Origin of the sequence: Halolamina pelagica (genome assembly GCF_900115675.1) — an archaeon.
Taxonomy (GTDB): Archaea; Halobacteriota; Halobacteria; order Halobacteriales; family Haloferacaceae; genus Halolamina; species Halolamina pelagica.
This window is the reverse complement of record NZ_FOXI01000001.1, coordinates 63,559-81,073: the sequence shown is the minus strand read 5'-3', so window position 1 is coordinate 81,073 and position 17,515 is coordinate 63,559. Positions and strand designations below refer to the sequence as shown.

General features: G+C 70.1%; 19 protein-coding genes and 1 tRNA gene. 10 read left to right on the top strand and 10 right to left on the bottom strand.

The genetic code is table 11. The features are described from left to right. Nucleotides 1–265: 265 nt before the first annotated feature. Both BMZ83_RS00430 and BMZ83_RS00425 read left to right on the top strand, forming a co-directional pair. Nucleotides 266–336 (top strand) — tRNA-Gly (locus tag BMZ83_RS00430). A 166-nt stretch (nt 337–502) separates the two neighbouring features. Further along, entirely contained in the window at nt 503–1,645 is a 1,143-nt protein-coding gene (locus BMZ83_RS00425; protein ID WP_074874494.1) for an ATP-binding protein, read from the top strand. Between the two features lie 64 nt (nt 1,646–1,709). On the opposite strand, the gene BMZ83_RS00420 is transcribed toward BMZ83_RS00425, so the two are convergent. Then, on the bottom strand, nt 1,710–2,435 hold the full coding sequence (locus tag BMZ83_RS00420; RefSeq protein ID WP_074874492.1) for a M48 family metallopeptidase: 726 nt from the start codon (nt 2,433–2,435) through the stop codon (nt 1,710–1,712). 80 nt (nt 2,436–2,515) lie between these two features. Here BMZ83_RS00420 and BMZ83_RS00415 point away from each other — a divergent pair, with 80 nt between their 5' ends. Next, entirely contained in the window at nt 2,516–2,911 is a 396-nt protein-coding gene (locus tag BMZ83_RS00415; protein WP_074874490.1) for a VOC family protein, read from the top strand. 12 nt (nt 2,912–2,923) lie between these two features. Here the strand turns inward: BMZ83_RS00415 and BMZ83_RS00410 are convergent, their stop codons facing one another. Continuing rightward, the gene (locus BMZ83_RS00410; protein ID WP_245748675.1) at nt 2,924–3,241 is read right to left on the bottom strand and encodes a hypothetical protein; all 318 of its coding nucleotides are present in this window, start codon (nt 3,239–3,241) and stop codon (nt 2,924–2,926) included. Between the two features lie 113 nt (nt 3,242–3,354). On the opposite strand from BMZ83_RS00410, the gene BMZ83_RS00405 reads away from it, so the two are divergent. Continuing rightward, on the top strand, nt 3,355–4,044 hold the full coding sequence (locus BMZ83_RS00405; RefSeq protein WP_074874488.1) for a DUF1028 domain-containing protein: 690 nt from the start codon (nt 3,355–3,357) through the stop codon (nt 4,042–4,044). A gap of 1 nt (nt 4,045) precedes the next feature. Here BMZ83_RS00405 and BMZ83_RS00400 read toward each other — a convergent pair whose 3' ends face one another. From BMZ83_RS00400 to BMZ83_RS00385, 4 genes are all read right to left on the bottom strand, one after another. Then, nucleotides 4,046–5,134: a glutamate--cysteine ligase gene (locus tag BMZ83_RS00400; RefSeq protein WP_074874486.1), complete on the bottom strand. Its 1,089-nt coding sequence runs from the start codon at nt 5,132–5,134 to the stop codon at nt 4,046–4,048. A gap of 76 nt (nt 5,135–5,210) precedes the next feature. After that, a complete protein-coding gene (locus BMZ83_RS00395) occupies nt 5,211–5,843 on the bottom strand; it encodes a fibrillarin-like rRNA/tRNA 2'-O-methyltransferase (RefSeq protein ID WP_074874483.1) in 633 nt (210 codons plus the stop codon). Continuing rightward, nucleotides 5,836–6,729, bottom strand: coding sequence for an NOP5/NOP56 family protein (locus BMZ83_RS00390; protein ID WP_074874480.1), 894 nt, complete (start codon nt 6,727–6,729; stop codon nt 5,836–5,838). The genes BMZ83_RS00395 and BMZ83_RS00390 overlap by 8 nt, the downstream gene beginning before the upstream one ends. Before the next feature lie 91 nt (nt 6,730–6,820). Further along, nucleotides 6,821–7,402, bottom strand: coding sequence for a peroxidase-related enzyme (locus tag BMZ83_RS00385; RefSeq protein ID WP_074874478.1), 582 nt, complete (start codon nt 7,400–7,402; stop codon nt 6,821–6,823). A 72-nt stretch (nt 7,403–7,474) separates the two neighbouring features. Between BMZ83_RS00385 and BMZ83_RS00380 the strand changes: the two genes are divergently transcribed. Further along, nucleotides 7,475–8,209: a GNAT family N-acetyltransferase gene (locus BMZ83_RS00380; protein WP_074874476.1), complete on the top strand. Its 735-nt coding sequence runs from the start codon at nt 7,475–7,477 to the stop codon at nt 8,207–8,209. Here the strand turns inward: BMZ83_RS00380 and BMZ83_RS00375 are convergent. Continuing rightward, nucleotides 8,194–8,685, bottom strand: a complete 492-nt coding sequence (locus tag BMZ83_RS00375) for a metal-dependent hydrolase (protein WP_074874474.1) — start codon at nt 8,683–8,685, stop codon at nt 8,194–8,196. The two genes, BMZ83_RS00380 and BMZ83_RS00375, sit on opposite strands and share 16 nt — an antisense overlap. A 46-nt stretch (nt 8,686–8,731) precedes the next feature. Beyond that, entirely contained in the window at nt 8,732–8,998 is a 267-nt protein-coding gene (locus BMZ83_RS00370; protein ID WP_074874472.1) for a CDGSH iron-sulfur domain-containing protein, read from the bottom strand. Between the two features lie 130 nt (nt 8,999–9,128). On the opposite strand from BMZ83_RS00370, the gene BMZ83_RS00365 reads away from it, so the two are divergent. After that, a complete protein-coding gene (locus BMZ83_RS00365; RefSeq protein WP_074874471.1) occupies nt 9,129–10,754 on the top strand; it encodes a potassium channel family protein in 1,626 nt (541 codons plus the stop codon). On the opposite strand, the gene BMZ83_RS00360 is transcribed toward BMZ83_RS00365, so the two are convergent. Continuing rightward, on the bottom strand, nt 10,755–11,345 hold the full coding sequence (locus tag BMZ83_RS00360; protein WP_074874469.1) for a DUF998 domain-containing protein: 591 nt from the start codon (nt 11,343–11,345) through the stop codon (nt 10,755–10,757). A gap of 109 nt (nt 11,346–11,454) precedes the next feature. Between BMZ83_RS00360 and BMZ83_RS16670 the strand changes: the two genes are divergently transcribed. After that, nucleotides 11,455–11,808: a hypothetical protein gene (locus BMZ83_RS16670; RefSeq protein ID WP_074874467.1), complete on the top strand. Its 354-nt coding sequence runs from the start codon at nt 11,455–11,457 to the stop codon at nt 11,806–11,808. Between the two features lie 87 nt (nt 11,809–11,895). Next, nucleotides 11,896–13,992, top strand: a complete 2,097-nt coding sequence (locus tag BMZ83_RS00350) for a DUF7527 domain-containing protein (RefSeq protein WP_074874466.1) — start codon at nt 11,896–11,898, stop codon at nt 13,990–13,992. A gap of 13 nt (nt 13,993–14,005) precedes the next feature. Here the strand turns inward: BMZ83_RS00350 and BMZ83_RS00345 are convergent, their stop codons facing one another. After that, nucleotides 14,006–14,311 (bottom strand): hypothetical protein, encoded by a 306-nt coding sequence (locus BMZ83_RS00345; RefSeq protein ID WP_049980444.1) that lies wholly within the window; start codon nt 14,309–14,311, stop codon nt 14,006–14,008. A gap of 193 nt (nt 14,312–14,504) precedes the next feature. On the opposite strand from BMZ83_RS00345, the gene BMZ83_RS00340 reads away from it, so the two are divergent. Together BMZ83_RS00340 and BMZ83_RS00335 are read left to right on the top strand one after the other, a co-directional pair. Next, on the top strand, nt 14,505–15,827 hold the full coding sequence (locus BMZ83_RS00340; protein ID WP_074874464.1) for an adenylosuccinate synthase: 1,323 nt from the start codon (nt 14,505–14,507) through the stop codon (nt 15,825–15,827). A 76-nt stretch (nt 15,828–15,903) separates the two neighbouring features. Further along, nucleotides 15,904–17,472, top strand: a complete 1,569-nt coding sequence (locus BMZ83_RS00335; protein ID WP_079990065.1) for a uracil-xanthine permease family protein — start codon at nt 15,904–15,906, stop codon at nt 17,470–17,472. Nucleotides 17,473–17,515 lie beyond the last annotated feature (43 nt).

The following is a 17,515-nucleotide window of genomic DNA, read 5'->3' as shown; positions in this document are numbered from 1 at the left end:
GACCGTCGTTCGTGGATGTCGCCGCGGGCGTTGACGAGAGCGAAGTGGTTCGAGAGGGCGAAGCTCTCTCGTCATGTCGCCGAGAATCAGAGATTCTCGGCTGCTAGCCAGAAGCTTCGCGTCTGGCGATGCCGAGCCCTCTCGTCCGCCAACCGGAAACCTGTGATTTCTGGTGACGTCGCCGCCACCCCGGCGCCGGCAGTCGATTGGGGACGTTTCGGAAGTCTTAAGAAGAAAACCGCACTTGGTTCGAATGCGAAGGAACGCGCTGGTAGTGTAGTGGTATCACGTGACCTTGCCATGGTCACAACCTGGGTTCAAATCCCAGCCAGCGCATTTCTGTCGACGCAACCGTCCGAGCGACGAGCTCTCCGAGCCGCCGTCGACGCGTTCGTTCCTTTCAGGGACCCTTACCGGAACTCGCCGATCGTTTAACGTTTCCACCCGGTTCGACGAGTCTACGGTACCGTTATTGTGGCTGGCGGGCTCCCTTTAGTAACGAGTGAGTTTTGATAGTCGTGCAGGGGCTGTTTTGGTCGGGTTCGGTGCGGTGTTAGGCGGAATCCTGGCAACCGAGTTCATTTGGCTGACAGTTTCTCGCCAGCTCTATCTGGTGAATACGACGTACCTCATCGGGATCGTGACGACCGTTCCGGGACTCGTGGGACTCGTCGCCGGCGGGGCATATCTGTCGCGGTCCTCGCTCTCGCCCGCTCAGCAGTTCAAAGTTCTGAAGTGGTCAGTCGGCGCGGCGGTCGGGTTCCTCGCGGTGAACGTTTCGCTCATGCTCACGATGCCGCCGTCGAACCCGTTGGTGGCTGTCGGCTGGGCAAGGTGGTCCCTCAGTATCGGCGCCGCTGCGGGGTTCCTCATCGGCTACTACGAGGCCCGGGCGGTACAACGCGCCGTGAAGGCCGAACGCGCGTCCATTCAGGCGAAGGAAGCCGAGGACCGGCGCGAGATGCTCGACTACCTCAACTCGCTTCTCCGCCATGAGGTGTTGAACACCGCCGCCGTCATCAGCGGCTACGCCGACCTCCTCAAAAACCGGAGCGACGAGGACGATCCCGCCTACGAGTACCTGGACATCATCGACCGGCAGGCCACCGAGCTAACCGGAACGACCAGGGACGTTCGCCTCCTGCTACAGTCCGTCGAGGAGGGAGTCGAGCTGGGGCCAGTGGACCTCACCGACGTACTGAAGGAGGAGCTCGGCAAACTGGAGGATCGGTACGGCTACGTGGAGACGGAGGCGAACATCCCCGACGGGGTGTACGTTCGTGCGGACGAACTCCTCAAACGGGTGTTCTCGAACCTGCTCGACAACGCGGTCGAACACAACGAGAGCGGACACCCCTCCGTCACCGTCTCGGTATCCACGTCGCCGGACGCCGTCGAGGTACGCGTCGCCGACAACGGGCCGGGGATCCCCGAGGCCGAGCGCGACCTGCTCTTCGAGACGACGACGGGGAAGACGGACCACGGTATCGGCCTCACCATCGTCGCCCGGTTAGTCGACCGGTACGGCGGGGAGGTCGAACTCACCGAAACCGGCCCGGACGGGAGCGTGTTCACCGTTACACTGCCGAGAGCGGACTCGGAACCGGACGGGGAGGGGCCACAGCGCCAGTCGGTGACAGCCTGATCCACGTCCCCCGATTACGCCACCGAGGCCGTCCGTCACAGACCGCCCGAACCGCCGTCGACGCCTACGGATCGTCCGCCGAGAACACCAACTCGGCGCTGTGCTCCCGTAGCCAGTTCCGATGCTCCTCCCACGCCGGATCGAACTCGCCGACGATCGACCGGAACGCCTCGCCGTGGTTCATCTCCCGCAGGTGGGCGAGTTCGTGGACGACGACGTAGTCGCCGATCGCCGGCGGCGCCAGCATGAGCCGCCAGTTCAGCCCGAGCGTCCCGGTGCTCGAACAGCTCCCCCACTTCGTGCGCTGGTTGCGCACCTCGATCTGCCCGTACTCGACGCCCATCCGCGGGGCGTAGTGGTCGGCGCGCTCGGTGAACCGCTCCCGTGCGACCGCTCGGTAAAAGTTCTCCAGCGCGCGTTTCACCGACGACTGCTCGACGGCACTCCGCCGGAGTCGGATCGTCTCGTCGGTCAGCCGGTTCTCGCGGGCCGGCTCGACCACCAGTTCACGCTCCCTCCCGAGGACCGGGAACGACTCCCCGGGCTCGAACGTCCGGTCGGGGACGCGCTCGCGGTAGCGGGCGAACTCGCGTCGCTTCTCGAGCACCCACGCCGCCTTCTCCCGGATAAACGCCGCCGGATCGAGCCGTGCGCCCTCGGGGACCACCACCGTCACGCCGTGAACGTCGACGTCGATGCGCGCCCGCGTGGCGTCGGCGCTGTGGCGGACCGCGTACTCGACGGTCGTCCCGTCGAGGTCGATCCGGCGGTCCGCGGCCGATCGGGACATACCCCGACCGTGCCCACGGCGCGAGTTAGCTGCTGCGGTGGGCCCGTACCGATTTGTATACCCCGCACGAACCCCCTCGCGTGAACCCCTCGCACCTCGACCACGTCAACCTCACCGTCCCCGCGGACCGCGTCGACGACGCCGTCGCGTTCTACCGCGACACGCTCGGCTTCGAACTGGAGGACCTCGACGCCTACCGCGCGGGCGACCGGCCGATCTTCTCGATCCGGCTCTCGGAGACGAGCCTGATCCACGTCAGTCCGAGCGAGGAGTTCGAACCGCCGGCGGAGACGCACTTCGACCACGTCGCCGTCGTCGTCGAGGAGTCGATCGACGGGATCGAACGGGAGCTATCGGACGCGGGGATCGAGATCGAACGCGAGGCGCGCGACCTGAAGGGGGCGACCGGGACCGCCCCGGCAGTCTACGTCCGCGATCCCTTCGGCTACCGCGTGGAGATCAAGACCGGGGACTGACCACGCGCCGGGTCAGACCTCCCGCGTCGAGTCGTCGGGCTCCTCCTCGGCGGAACTGGGGTCGACCGTCTCGTCGACGCTACGCTCCAGCGTCGCGTCGGTCTCGACGCGAACCACGCCCGGGAGCGAGCAGAGGTCGTCGACGCCGGCCTCCGGCAGGCTGACCAGCCAGCAGCCGAACCCCAGATCGTCGACGGTCTCGCCGCCCGCCGCCGCGACGGCCTCCCGCAGCGGCTCCGGATCCGCGTCGTCGGCGAGTTCGACGACCAGTCCGACCGTCGCCTCCCCGGGATCGTCTCGCATCCGCCGAACGGGGTGTGAGAGGTACACGGTCGACGGTGGTGGCGCGGTCGGCCAAAAGCGTTCGGTCGGGGTCGGAACGTTGAAACCCGCAACAGCCCGAGTTAGCGTGTGTTCGACAGTACCAGGGTCGGGGGGCGGCCGTGACCATCTCGATCGCGGCCCGCGATCCCGAGTCGTCGCAGTACGGCGTCGCCGTCGCCTCGGCGTTCCCCGCGGTGGGGGCGGTCTGCCCCTGGGTGAGCGCCGACGGCGCCGTCGTCACCCAGTCGTGGGACGCCGGCGCCGACTACGGGGAGTCGTTGCACTACCTGCTCGGGCGTGGGCTCTCGCTCCCGACGGCGGCCGAGGCGCTCGTCGCCGGTCGCGAGGGCTCGGTCGGCCTCCAGCTCCACGGCATCGACGCCGGCGGCAACACCTACGCTCACACCGGCGAGAAGTGCGTCGACCACGCCGACCACGTCACGGGCGAGGAGTACACCGTCGCGGGCGACCTGCTCGCGAGCCCCGACGTGATCGACGCCGTCGCCGCCGCCTTCGAACGCGCGAGCGGGCGGTTCACCGATCGCCTGCTGACCGCGCTCGAGGCCAGCGAGTCCGCCGGCGGCGACAAGCGCGGCGACAACCTCAGCGCGGCCGTGCTGGTCCACGGCGAGCCCCCGAAGCTCTACCACAACCTCCGCGTCGACACGCCGGGCCAACCGATCACTGACCTCCGGGAGGCCTACGAGGCCGCGTTGGAGACCGAACGCGGGATGGACGACGAGGAGATGCAGAAGTTCTGGGGCGACGAGGTCCCCGAGACGATCCGGGAGTACCCGATCCGGTACTGAGCTACAGGACCAGCGACTCCCGAAGCGCCTCGCTGCCGCTGTTCTCGTGGATCCGGCGCTGGCGCCGGCTCCCGCTCTCGCGATCGAGCAGCGCCGCGAGCGCGTCGTCGCCGATCCGGTCGCAGGTGCGCTCGACCGCCTCGGCCAGTCCGATCGTCGACTCGCCGTCGCGATCAAGGAACGTCGCGTCGTGGCCGTGACGCATCGCCCGCCACTTGTTCTCGTCCAGCAGCTCCCGGCGGATGCCGGTCCCGAGCGGGCCGCGCTCGCCGTCCTCGTACCGCTCCGCGAGATCGGTCACGAGCGCGTGGGCCCCCTCGACGAACGCCCGCACCACCTCGGGATCGGCCTGTGCGTCCGGCGTGCGGACCTCGACAGTCCCGTGGCCGGTGTGGGGGCGCACGTCGTACCAGAGTTCGCCGCGGTCCTCGATCGCGCCCCGTTCGACCATCCGGCGCTCGAAGCGCTCGTAGGCCTCGTAGTCCGCGAACCGCGTGGGCATCCCGGTGTTGGGGAGGTTCTCGAACACCTTCGACCGCGCGGACGCGAGCCCGGTGTCGAACCCGTTCCAGAACGGGGAGTTGGCCGACAGCGCGAGCATCGGTGGCAGTTCCCACCGGAGTTCGTTCGCGATCCAGACCGCCTTGTCCGGGTCGTCGACGCCGACGTGGACGTGCAGCCCCGCGGTCGTGTTGCGGTGCTGGGGGTACTGGATCCGCTCCAGTTGCGAGCGATAGCGGGGCTTCTCGGCGTGGTCGAGTTCGCGCCAGCGGGCCTCGGGGTGGAGGCCGGCGGCGGCGATCCGGTAGCCGTGGCCCTCGGCGTAGTCGACCAGCGCCTCCCGCACCGCGAGCAGGTTCTCCTCGACGTCGGCCACGGCCTCGATCAGCGGCGTCTGGGTCTCGATCGTGAACTGGAACAGCTCGTGGTCCAACCTCTCCGCGAGCGGTGCCGGCGGCTCGTCGTCGCCGTACACCAGTTCCTCGGTGCCCGAGACGGGCAGCCCCCGGTCGTCGACGACGTAGAACTCCTCCTCGACCCCGAGGGTGCCCATCCGGTCGAAGTTCGCCCGGGAACCCAGATCCTCCATTTGCTCGACCCTGAGAGCGCCCGCGTAAATAGGGTGCCGGCTCCGGAACGCCGAGCGTGGCAGCCGCCGGCAGCGATTACCGCTTCCGGGCGACGATCCCGAGGTGGTCGTCGTGGTACGGCTCCAGTCGCTCGGTTTCGAGGATCTCGTAGGTCGCCGAGAGCGTCTCTCGCACGTCCTCGAACACGGCCTCCGGGTCGGCAACCACGTCCTCGCTGCGGGCCTTGATCGCCGCGAGCAGCAGGCCGTCGTCGCCGAGGAACTGCGCGTTCCGGTTCGCGACCTCGGCCTGCCCCCGGGTCGCCACGTCCTGCACGATGCAGTCCAGCCCGGACTCCACGACGCCCGCGTACTCACGGGGGCTCCGCGCGTCGGCGAGCAGCGGGAACAGGGTCGGTCGGCCCGCCGCCACGTCGACGAGGTCACGGACGGGCCGGGGCGCGAACTCCACCGCGTACGTCGGCCCGGCGAAGTCCGCGACGTGGCTCACGGTCGTCCCCGACGCGGCACCCAGGTAGAGCACCGACTCGCCGCCCTCGAGACAGGTGTCCATCCCGAGTTCGAGCATCGCACCCAGCTTCGACCGGCCGGCGTCCCAGACCCGCCGGCCGTCGACGGTCGGCTCGCCGTAGACGGGGTCGCCGGCGGTCGTCAGGCGCTCCTCGCCCGCGACGGTGCGGCGCTCGACGCCCGCGGGGAGCTCACTCATCGGCCACCTCCGCGTCGGCGGCGCCGTCGTCGCCCTCGCCGCCCGCGTCCGCCGCGCGCGCACGGATCGTCTCCATGCGGTCGCGCAGGTCCTCGTGGACGCTCTCCCGGAACTCGCCGGAGTAGTGGTCGATCCGGGCGGCGATGCTGAGCTTGCCGGCCAGCGCACGCGCCGCCGAGCCGCGGTCGTCGGGCCGGGTACCGCGGACGAACTCGTGAGTGAAGATCACGCCGTGTTTGGGGGAGGGCGCGTGCCCCCGGAGGTGCGCGAACAGCGCGTCCTCGGCGCCGAGCACCTGGACGGTGCCGGATGGCTTCTTCGCCAGCGACTCCAGGCCGCCGGCGAGCGAGATCAGCCGCGCGGCCAGCACCGGCCCGGCCATCTCGGCGAGGTTGGGGGCGACCTCGGGGGCGCGACGCTCGACGAACGCCCGCAGGTCGTCGCGCTCGTCGCGGAGGTCGACCGCCCGCTTGGCCAGCGAGACGGCCCGTTCCTCCGTCGCGTCCTCGGGCTCCGTCGCCGCGACGACGGCCGCGAAGTCGAGGCCGGTGGCGGCCTCCTCCACGTCCAACAGCGCGCCGGCCCACTCCTCCAGCCGTTCGGCGAGTTCGTTCGCGGTGCGCTCGGCGTCGTCCATGGCTCGCAGCGCGTGGATCAGCTGCTGGTCGTCGGCGCGCCCGGCCGCCCGTGCGGCCTCGCGGGCGGCGTCGACGGTCGCCTCGTGGAGTCGGTCGTAGTACTCGTCCTCGTCCGCGGCGAAGCCGGATTCGACGGCCAGCGCGGGCCAGTCGCGGGGCTCGTCGGCCTCGCTCTCGCGGATCGCCGCCGCGGCCTCGGCGGCGCCGGGGTCGACGCCGGCGAACCAGGCGTCCTCGGTCTCGGTCATTACCGGCACTACCTGCCGTAGTTGTATAGGCGTTCCCGAAACGGACGGGGAGTCGGCGCCGTCGTCCCGGCTCCGGCGCGATGTTGCTCGCTCAGCGCCCCATCGTGTGGAACTCCTCGTTGGGGCGCATGTCTGCGAACATCGCCATCCGGTTGCTGAGGTTGAAGAAGGCGGTCACGGCGGCGATGTCCCACATCTCCTCCGGACTGTACCCGACCTCGGCGAGCCGCTCCAGATCGGTCTCGGTCACGCGGTCGGGGTGCTCGGTCAGTGTCACCGCCACGTCGAGCATCGCCATGCGCTTCTCGCTCACGTCGGCCTGTCGGTAGTTCGCGACCAGCTGGTCGGCGAGTTCGGGGTCGCCCGAGTAGATCCGCAGCAGCGCGCCGTGGGCGACGTTGCAGTAGTAGCAGTGGTTCCGGCCCGACACCGCGACCACGATCATCTCCACCTCCTCGCGGTCGAGCGCGGTGTCGTCGACGAGCGCGTCGTGGTAGTCGAAGAACGCGCGGAAGTGACTCGGCTTGTAGGCGAACGCCGAGAAGACGTTGGGCGTGAAGCCGGCCTCCTCGGTCTCCGCGCCGATGCGGTCCTGGAGGTCCTCGGGGAGGTCCTCGAAGTCGGGCACCTCGAAACGGGTCATCGCGTCGTCGTCGAGTTCGGGATCGGCCATCGCCGGCGGTTGGGCCGGCAGCCACTTCAAGACGGCCGCTCCTTTTTCCCTCGCGCGCCCAAGACGGGAGTGATGGCGCTCCCGCCCGACACCGATGACCGGATCGCCCGCCACTGGGCCGAGCGACTGGGCTGTTCGCCGACGGCGTCCCGGGAGTCGGGCGTCACGGTGGTCGCGGGGTCGACCGACGACACCGTCCGCCTGATCCGCCGGGGCGACGCGCTCGTCGTCGCCGCGCCCGAACAGGTCCGAACGTCGATCGAGACACACCGCGAGGCGCTCGCGGACGCTGACCTGCCAGCGACCGCGGCGGTCGAGCGTGCGCTGGCCGACCGCGGGGCGAGCGTCGACGCCGTCTACGGGCCGTACGGTCTCGGCTACGTCGACGAACCCTCGTTCTCCCCGGTCGACTCCGAGGCGCGGCTCCTCGTCGGCGCCGACGAGCCCGCCTTCGAGCGCCTGCAGGAGCGCGTTCCCGACGACGAGTGGGCGCGCGCGTCGCCGGTGTTCCGGCCCGGCCAGACGGCGGGACTGTTCCGGGACGGCGACCTCGTGGCGGTGGCGACGCTGACCCACCTCCCGTTCCCGGACGTGGGCGTCGTCGTCGACCCCGAGCAGCGCGGGCGCGGGTACGGGCGCGCGGTCGTCTCCTTGATCACTGCGACCGCGTTCGATATCGACACCGGGGCCGTCGTCCGCTACCGGACCCGCGAGTCGGCGGCCGCCTCGGTCGCGCTGGCGAACTCGCTGGGCTACGAGCGCTGGGCGCGGAGCGCGGTGCTCGTCCTCGATCAGGGGAGCCCCTGAAGCGCCAGCGCGCCCGCGGCGGCGACGGCGAACACGCCCAGCAGGAACAGGCCGTAGTTCGCGATCGTGTTGTCCGCGCGGGTGAGATAGAGGCTGAACTCCCGGCCCCACGGCCAGAACAAGTTCACGCCGGCGGGGGTGAGCACGTCGCCCAGCAGGTGGGCGCCGACGGCGACGAACCCGACGAAGAAGCCGAACGTCGTCAGCCGCGCGCGGTCGACGACACCCACGCCGTCCGCGAGCAGCCCGCCCGCACCGGCGAAGGCGACGCCGACGAGCACGGCGAACAGCAGCGAGTGGGTCGGGCCGCGGTGGGGGATCCCCGGGATGCGGTGGTCGAGGTCGGGCAGCATCGCCAGCCAGAGCATCGCGCCGCCGGTCACCAGCGCCGCGAACGGTTCGCCGACGGCGACGAACAGGTAGCCGATCGGGGCGAACACCAGCAGCGCCACCCCGAGGTGACCGGTGCGGTACACACTCATCGCTGTTCACGCCATCGCCCAAAAGTACTCGGCCGAGCTGTCAGTCGGTTGTTTCGTCGTTCGCGGTCTCGACCGCCAGCGTCTCGCCGTCGACGAAGGTGACGCTCGCGATCTCGCGGCGCTCGCCGTCGACGTAGCAGTAGACGCCGTCGCCCTCGTCCCCGGTCCGGCGGTGGGAGCCGTCACAGAACGGGTGATCGTCGCTGAGCCCGCACCGACAGACCGCGACGTCGCCCTTCTCGGGGTCGACGTCCTCCTCGTCGAGGTACTTCGGCGATTGCTTCTCCCGGGTCACGTGGCGGGTCATGGCGGTGGGTCGTCCCCCGGCCCGATAGCTCTTGGGCGCCGTCCCCGGCGGTCAGTCGTCGACCCCCCGCGTTCGAGCCGTGGGTGCCTCCGGCCGGCGGTTTTTAACCCCCGCCGCAACTACGCGATGTATGGCGAATCCGGCACGACGTGCGGGGCTCTACCTCCTCGGGACGGTGGCCGTGATGCTCGTCTACGCCGTGCTCTACCAGTTCGGGATGGCGCGGCTCGAGGGGATCGACGTGCGATTCATCGAGTCGCTCCACGTCGTCGCCGAGACGTTCACCACCGTCGGCTACGGCGAGCAGGCCGAGCAGTGGGAGTCGACCGCGATGCTCGCGCTCATGATCGCGATGCAGTTCACCGGCGTCGCGCTCATCTTCCTCACCCTGCCGGCGTTCGTCTTGCCGCTGTTCGCGGAGGCGCTGGCGTCCGGGCCGCCGCGGTCGTACGACGATACGGGCCACGTGGTGATCTGTTCGTTCTCGCCGACGGTCGACACGCTCGTCACCGAACTCGGTGCCCGGGGGAAGTCGTACGTGGTGGTCGAGTCCCACCCCGACACCGTCGAGTCCCTCCAGGCCGACGGCGTCTCGGTCGTGCAGGGCGACCCCGAGGACGGTGACACGCTCGCGGCCGTCTCGGCCGCCGACGCCGACGCCGTCGTCGCCGCCGCGGGCGACGAGACCAACGCCAGCGTGATCCTGGCGGCCCAGCACGTTGCCCCGGAGACCCGGGTGCTCAGCCTCGTCGAGGACGAGACCCACGCCGACTACCACCGCTACGCGGGTGCCGACGAGGTGATCCAACCCCGGAACGTGCTCGGCGGGTCCCTGGCCGGAAAAGCCTCAGCCGCGGTCTCCACGGAACTCGACGGCGCGGTCGAGATCGCCGCCGACCTCGAGATCAGCGAACTGCTGATCCAACGCGGGTCGCCGCTGGACGGGGCCACGATCGGCGACTGCGGCGTCCACGAACTGACCGGAACCAACATCGTCGGCGCGTGGTTCAGCGGCGAGTTCGTCTCGCCGCCGGGCCCCGACCGGATCATCGACGAACACACCGTGTTGCTGGTCGTCGGCCCCGAGGACGGCGTCGAGACGATGAAGCGACGCAGCCTCTCCCAGGACGACCTCCCGCAGGGCGACATCACCGTCGCGGGATACGGCGTCGTCGGCTCGGCGGTCGCGGAGGCGGTCACCGCCGCGGGGCTGTCGGTCACCATCGTCGACATCGAGGACCTCCCGGGCGTCGACGTCGTCGGCGACGTGACCGACCCAATGACGCTCGAGGAGGCCGAGGTGGCGTCCTCCGAGGCGATCGTGCTCGCGCTGTCGGACGACACCACCGCGCTGTTCGCCGCGCTCGTCGCCAAACAGGTCGCCCCGGAGACGGGGATCATCGCGCGGGCCAACGAGGGCGACTCGACGCCGAAGCTCTACCGCGCCGGCGCGAAGTACGTGCTCTCGCTGCCGACCGTCAGCGGCCGGATGCTCGCCTCGAAACTGCTCGACGAGGAGGTGATCACCCCCGAGACGCAGGTGGAAGTCGTCCGGCGGGCGGCGCCGGCGCTTGTGGGACGGACCATCGGACAGGCCGACGTGCGCGCCCGGACCGGCTGTACCGTCATCGCCGTCGAGCGCGACGGGCGGACGCTGACCGACGTCGACGCCGACCTCAGGGTGCGTGACGGCGACACGCTGGTCGTCGCCGGCGACGACGACGCCATCGACGCCTTCGCCGCTCTCGCGACGTAGCTACCCGGGGCGGCCGGGACGCTCGGGGCTGAGAGCGGCGACCCAGACGCCGAACAGGACGGCGCCGACGAACTCCGGCACCGCGATCCCCTCACCAAACCAGGCCAGCCACACGGGCCAGGCCATGGGTGCAAGTGCGCCCGAGAGGAGCGAGAGCTTCCCGCTGCGGAGTCGGAAACGGGCGACGCCGTCGACGACGGCGGTCAGCGCGGCGAGGGTGAAGAAGCCGAGCGCGAACGGAACGTGGAGTGGTCGCCCGGCGGGAGCCAGCCCCACGCCGGCCATCGACACCAGCGCGAGCAGGAACGCCGCCGCACGGAGGTGGCTCAGCCGGTCCGCCCCGGCGCTCCACAGTGCCCACGCGTAGGGGGCGCCGACGAGTCCGCCGACGATCAGCGCGCCGTTGAACAGCCACGCGGTTCCGGGGGCGACCCCGAGATCGGAGAGCGCGCTCGTCCGCCAAGCGAACGCCTCTGAGACCACCGTCGCGGCGAGGATACCGCCGAGAGCGATCGCGACCGCTGCCGGCCCGCTGAGCCGGGCGACTCGGCGCCGCCTCGAGTGAGTGCCGGCGGGAAGCGGAGGGGACACGGGATCACCGAGGGGGGCTTGGAAGTTAGCCCTTCGGGCGCCGAGCCCCCGAACCGACGGGCCACGGTGAGTGGGTGGATTGATGTACAACCCGCCGCTCCCTCCGACCGTGAGCGAGCGCTCGACGACGCTGTTCGCCTACGGGAGCCGCCTCCAGCCGATCCGGAGCGGTCGGTTCGCCGACGCCGCGAGCGCGCTCGCGTGGATCGGCGGCGCCGCCGCGACGGTTGGCCACCCGGCGGGGCTGGCGGTGGCCGGGGTCCTGCTCGGTATCGTGGCCACGTCGGTCAAGCGCGCGGTCGCCGCTGGCGTGAGTTTCGGGATCACCGTCGCCGCCGGCGTCGTCGTCCTGGCGGTCACGGGGGCGACGCCGCCGGCGGGCGGGTTCACCCCCGTCGAGATGATCGGACTGGCGCTGCTCGGCCCGCCGACGGCCGCCGCGGTCGTCCGCGCGCTCGGCTGACCGGGGAGAACCCGTCAAGGGGCTGTCTAGAGGCCGGGAAGCGCTCCACAAAGTATTTTGAGGGCACCGGGCGAGTAAACTTCTAAGATGAAGAGTGAAACGGTCGAGCGGGTGACCGAGTGGGACTCGGAGCCGTTCTCGGGCGGGCACGCGGGACTCCGGGAGTACGCCGAGCGGGAGTTCACGGGCGCCGTCACCGACGGCGTCGCGTGGCTGTTCATGCTCAACGGTCGAGTGCTCGGCGTGTTCGACGGCGGGATGGACCGGTTCGCCGACGCCGACGGCACCGCGTACGTCGCCCCCGACCGGTCGCTCCCGCTGCTGTTCGCGATGCAGGAGATCGGCGGGGAGGTCCGGGGGGAGTACTACACGGAGGAGACGCCGCTTTCGGAGGTCGACCGGACCCTGCAATCGGGCAACTTCACCGGCTACGTGGAGCTCTCCGAGAACGTCCTCTCCGGGGACTACTACCTGGCGTACTACGGCGGCCGGCGGATGCCCGTCGCCTTCGTCGGCAACCAGGAGCGCCGACTCACCGGCGACGAGGCGTACGAGCGCGCGGCCGACGAGGTGGGGATCTACCGGGTCAAGACGGTCGACATCGAGATCGCCGACGTACCCGACGGCGCCGACGACTCGATCGGCGGCGCAGCGGCTGTCGACGCGGAGCCCGCGGCTACCGAGGAGGACACCACGGCGGAGCCGGACGAGGCGGAACCGACGACGGAGTCGGAGTTCGCGACGGCGCCGCCGACCGACGCCGATAGCGAGGGGTCGTCGCCGGCCGACAGGGGGGCGTCGTCGCGTGCCGGAAGCGAGGAGCCAGCATCGACGGACGCCGAGGGATCGACACCGACCCGTGAGGGGACCGCCGAACCCCGGACCGATCCCACGCCGGCCGACGGCGCCAGCGCGGGGTCGTCCCAGCCTGCGGAGTCGGCGTCGTCCGGGCGGGCACGGTCCGCGACGGAGGCCGCGGAGGCCGCGATGGCTAACGGTGAGAACGTGTCGACGGCGGAGTCGTCGAACGAAAGCGGTGGGGCGTCGGCAGGCGGGTCCGATTCGGCCGGTCGGTTCGAGGGCGAGTCCGAGTGGCGCGAGACGACGACGATCCCCGCGCTCGATCCCGCGGAGTCGGTCTCGATGGAGGCCGCGAGCGAGTCGGCCGAGCCCCCGGCCGCCGAGGGGTCCGCCGCCAGCGAAGACGTCCCCAGCGAGGCGGTCACGGCGCTGCGCGAGGAGCGTGACCAGCTTCGGGAACGCGTCGAGGAGCTCGAGGCCGAGACCGAGCGCCTCGCCGGCGAGCGAGACCGGCTCGAACGCGAGCGAGACGAAGCGGCGGCGACCGCCGAGGAGCTCGAGACCGAAGTGGCGGAGCTCCGGGCGACCGTCGACGAACTGGAGGAGGACCTCCGCGTCGCGGAAACCGAACTCGAGGCGGCACAGGAGTACATGCCCGAGGGCGACCGCGAGATCCCGCCCGAGGAGGCGATGGCCGGGACGAGCCTGTTCGTCCGCTACGAGCGCAAGGGCGGCCCCACGCTGGAGGACGCCTACAACGGCGACGCCGACCGCGACGAAGTCAACGACAACCTCCGGCTCGAACACCACACCGAGTTCGACGAGGAGGGCGCCGTCGTCGACGGCGCACCGTTCGAGGAGTGGCTCCGTGGGACCGTCGAGTACGGGTTCGTCGAGTGGCTGACCCGGTCGCTGCTACACGACGTCCGCGAGACGCGCAACCAGACCGCCATGGGGAAGCTGTTCGGCGCCATCCCGGAGATCGACCGGATCGAGTTCCGGGGCAGCGTCGACCTCGGCGAGGAGGCCGAGGAGGAGCGGGCCTCCTTCGACGTCGTGCTCCGGGACCGCATGGGCCAGCCGCTGATCGTGACCGACCTGAACAGCTCACGCGAGCCCGCGACCGAACCGATGCTCGAGTCGCTGCTCCGGAACGCGACGCCCGTCGGCGAGACGAACGAGGGGCTCGCGGCGGCGTTCTTCGTCACGTCGAGTTACTACGAGCCGGGGGCGCTGGAGACCGCCGAGGAGGCGACCGGCGGCGGATTCCTGGGCCGTGGCAAGCGCAAGAGCTTCGTGAAGCTCTCGCGCAAGGACGGCTACCACCTCAGTTTGGTGGAGACTCGCGACGGCGAGTTCCACGTCAGCGTGCCAGAACTGTAGTCCGCAGAGAGAGTTAGTTCTCGGCTTCCGGCGCCGAATCGATCCGCATGTCGCGCAGCTTGTCGACGGTGTCGTCGAGCTTCTCGTCGAGGTCCTCGACGAACTCGGCGGTGTGGTCGGTAGTGATCGCACCCTGGCTCGACGGCTCGATCAGGTTCTCCTCCTCGAGGACGCGCAGCGAGTAGCGAACCTTGTGGTGTGGGTAACCCGTCTCGTTCGACATCTTCACGATACCGATCGGCTCGTTCTCGATGACCATCCGGAGGACTTGGAGGTGTCGCTCCAGCATGTCCACTTCTTTCTCCAGTCGATCTATCATGCTGTATGTTAACTTCTCTTGGGAGAGGTTAAAACTTCCCCTCGCCGCCCGCGGGTTACTGAGTGAGTAAGCTACACACGGTGTGTAGTTAACCGTTCTGGCGGCGGCAGCGGACGGGAACGGCAGTGGCCGTCGGATCCGAGGGGACGGTCGCATCGTAATCGGTTTAGCGGGGGCTAGTGAACCGACGCGTATGACCGTCACAATCGTCGGGGCGCAACTCGGCGACGAAGGTAAGGGCGCCCTCGTCGATCGCTGGGGCGAGGAGGCCGACACTGTCGTGCGGTATCAGGGCGGAGACAACGCGGGCCACACCGTCGTCGAGGGGGGCGAGGAGTACAAGCTCTCGCTGGTCCCGAGCGGCTGTGTCCGCGGGAAGACCGGCGTTCTCGGCAACGGCTGCGTCGTCAACCCCCGGACGCTGTTCGACGAGATCGAGACCCTCCGGGAGAAGGGCCTCGATCCCGACGTGCGCGTGGCCAAGCGCGCCCACGTGATCCTGCCGTACCACCGCGTGTTCGACAACATGGAGGAGACCGACAAGGAGGACACCGACATGAAGGTCGGCACCACCGGCCGCGGCATCGGCCCGACCTACGAGGACAAGGCCGGCCGGCGCGGCGTCCGCATCGGCGACCTGCTCGACACGGACGTGCTCCGGAACCGGCTCGAGTACACCGTCGCGAACAAGCGGGCCATCGCGGAGGAGGTGTACGGGATCGACGCCGGCGTCGAGTTCGACGTGGACGAACTGGTCGCGGAGTTCGCGGAGTACGGCCGGCGACTGCAGGAGAACGACATGCTCGTCGAGGCCGGCGACTTCCTCTACGAGCAGCACGAGGCCGGCGGGAACCTGCTGTTCGAGGGCGCCCAGGGGACGAGCATCGACATCGACCACGGGAACTACCCCAACGTCACCTCCTCGAACCCGACCGCCGGCGGCGCCACCGTCGGCTCCGGCGTCGGCCCCGGCGTCGTTGGCGCCGGCGAGATCGTCGGCATCGTGAAGGCGTACCTCTCCCGCGTGGGCGAGGGGCCGCTCCCGACCGAGATGGAGGACGACGAGGAGGATCTCGCCGACGAGATCCGGGAGAAGGGCGGCGAGTTCGGCACCGTCACCGGCCGGCCGCGCCGGATCGGCTGGCTCGACGTGCCGATGCTGCGCCACGCGGCGCGGCGCTCGTCGTTCACCGGGCTGGCGGTGAACCACGTCGACGTGCTCGCGGGGCTGGAGGAACTGCAAGTCTGTCACAGCTACGAACTCGACGGCGAGACGCGCGAAACGGTCCCCGCGACGACCGAGGAGTGGGCTCGCTGTGAGCCGAACTTCCGGGAGTTCGAGACCTGGAGCGAGCAGGACTGGAGCGCCGTCGCCGAGGAGGGGTACGACGCGCTCCCCGCCGCCTGCCGTGATTACCTCGAGTACCTCGAGAGCGAACTCGGCGCCCCCGTCTACGCCGTCGGCGTCGGCCCCGACCGCGACCAGACGGTCGAGCGACAGACTCCCTGGGAGTAGGGCCCCCCGGTTCGCTCCCCGAGGTCGGATGTGGAGCGTATTTAGGTGAGAACGAGAACGGTTCGGTAGACACTCGATGACCGGAGCGTCCAACCCGGAGACACCGCCGGAGGGGCTGGCGGGCGAACCCGGAACCGAATCGGTCGAACAGTCCAGCGACGTCGAGTACGGCGTCGACGAGCGCCCGCCGATCGTGGAGTCGGCGCTGCTGGGGCTCCAGCACTACCTCACGATGGTGGGCGCGAACATCGCCGTCCCGCTCGCGCTCGCGACGGCGATGGGAATGCCCGCGGAGTACCAGCCGCTCTACATCGGGACGTTCTTCGTCGTCTCCGGGGTCGGCACGCTGCTCCAGACGGTCGTCGGGAACCGCTACCCGATCGTCCAGGGCGCGACGTTCTCGATGCTCGCGCCCGCGCTGGCCATCATCGGCTTCGTCGGCACGGGCAACTGGGAGCAGGCGATCCTCGCGCTCCAGGGCGCGATCATCGTCGGCGGGATCGTCGAGATCGTCCTCGGCTACCTCGGCGTGATGGGCTGGCTCAAACGCTACCTCTCGCCGGTGGTGATCGCGCCGACGATCGCGCTCATCGGGCTCTCGCTGTTCAGCGCGCCCCAGGTCGCCGCGGCCCAGCAGGCCTGGTGGCTGCTCGGCCTGACCGTCCTCCTGATCGTCGGCTTCAGCCAGTACGTCGACGACGCCCACCGCGTGTTCCGGCTCTACCCCGTCCTGCTGGGGATCGCCGTCGCGTGGGTGCTCGCGACCGGCCTCTCCGTCGTCGGCGTCATCCCGTCGGGCTCCCCGGCTTTCGTCGACCTCTCGGTCGTCGCGAACGCCAGCCTGATCCAGGTGCCGGCGCCGCTGCAGTGGGGGATGCCCACGTTCCGGACCTCCTTCGTGATCGGGATGTTCGCGGGCGTCGTGGCGTCGATGATCGAGTCCTTCGGCGACTACCACGCCGTCGCCCGCCTCGCCGGCGAGCGCGCGCCCTCCGCCCGGCGCATCAACCACGGCATCGGGACCGAGGGGGTGGCGACGCTGTTCGCCGGGATCATGGGCACCGGGAACGGCTCGACCTCCTACTCCGAGAACATCGGCGCCATCGGCCTCACCGGCGTCGCCTCCCGGTTCGTGATCCAGGTCGGCGCGGTGTTGATGTTGATCGCCGGGTTCGTCGGCTACTTCGGCGCGCTGATCACCACCATCCCCGACCCGATCGTCGGCGGCCTCTACGTCGCGATGTTCGGCCAGATCGCCGCGGTCGGCCTCTCGAACCTGAAACACGTCGACCTCGACTCCTCGCGGAACTCGTTCATCGTCGGCATCTCGCTGTTCCTCGGCCTCGCGCTCCCGGCGTACATGGGCAACGTCGGGAGCGCGGCCGCCTTCGCCGAGGGCGTCGCGAACACCCCCGTCGTCGGCCCGGTGCTCACGGCCTCGGTGCTCCCCGACGCGACGCTCCAGATCGTCGCCGACACCGTCTACGTGGTCGGCGGCACGGGGATGGCCGTCGGCGGCATCGTCGCGTTCGTGCTCGACAACACGGTCGAGGGGACGCGCGCCGAGCGCGGCCTCGACGAGTGGGACGAACTCACCGAGGAGTCCGGCGCCTTCACCTCCGCCTACGAGCGCTTCCTCGAGTAGGCCCACGGAACCCGCAGCCTTTTGCCCCATCCGACCCCAGTTG

Coding starts and splice junctions, on each gene's coding strand:
- BMZ83_RS00350 (WP_074874466.1), top strand. CDS start 11,896: ATGAAGAGTGAAACGGTCGAGCGGGTGACCGAGTGGGACTCGGAGCCG.
- BMZ83_RS00390 (WP_074874480.1), bottom strand. CDS start 6,729: ATGACCGAGACCGAGGACGCCTGGTTCGCCGGCGTCGACCCCGGCGCC.
- BMZ83_RS00395 (WP_074874483.1), bottom strand. CDS start 5,843: ATGAGTGAGCTCCCCGCGGGCGTCGAGCGCCGCACCGTCGCGGGCGAG.
- BMZ83_RS00400 (WP_074874486.1), bottom strand. CDS start 5,134: ATGGAGGATCTGGGTTCCCGGGCGAACTTCGACCGGATGGGCACCCTC.
- BMZ83_RS00340 (WP_074874464.1), top strand. CDS start 14,505: ATGACCGTCACAATCGTCGGGGCGCAACTCGGCGACGAAGGTAAGGGC.
- BMZ83_RS00380 (WP_074874476.1), top strand. CDS start 7,475: ATGGCGCTCCCGCCCGACACCGATGACCGGATCGCCCGCCACTGGGCC.
- BMZ83_RS00335 (WP_079990065.1), top strand. CDS start 15,904: ATGACCGGAGCGTCCAACCCGGAGACACCGCCGGAGGGGCTGGCGGGC.
- BMZ83_RS00365 (WP_074874471.1), top strand. CDS start 9,129: ATGGCGAATCCGGCACGACGTGCGGGGCTCTACCTCCTCGGGACGGTG.
- BMZ83_RS00385 (WP_074874478.1), bottom strand. CDS start 7,402: ATGGCCGATCCCGAACTCGACGACGACGCGATGACCCGTTTCGAGGTG.
- BMZ83_RS00370 (WP_074874472.1), bottom strand. CDS start 8,998: ATGACCCGCCACGTGACCCGGGAGAAGCAATCGCCGAAGTACCTCGAC.
- BMZ83_RS00345 (WP_049980444.1), bottom strand. CDS start 14,311: ATGATAGATCGACTGGAGAAAGAAGTGGACATGCTGGAGCGACACCTC.
- BMZ83_RS00420 (WP_074874492.1), bottom strand. CDS start 2,435: ATGTCCCGATCGGCCGCGGACCGCCGGATCGACCTCGACGGGACGACC.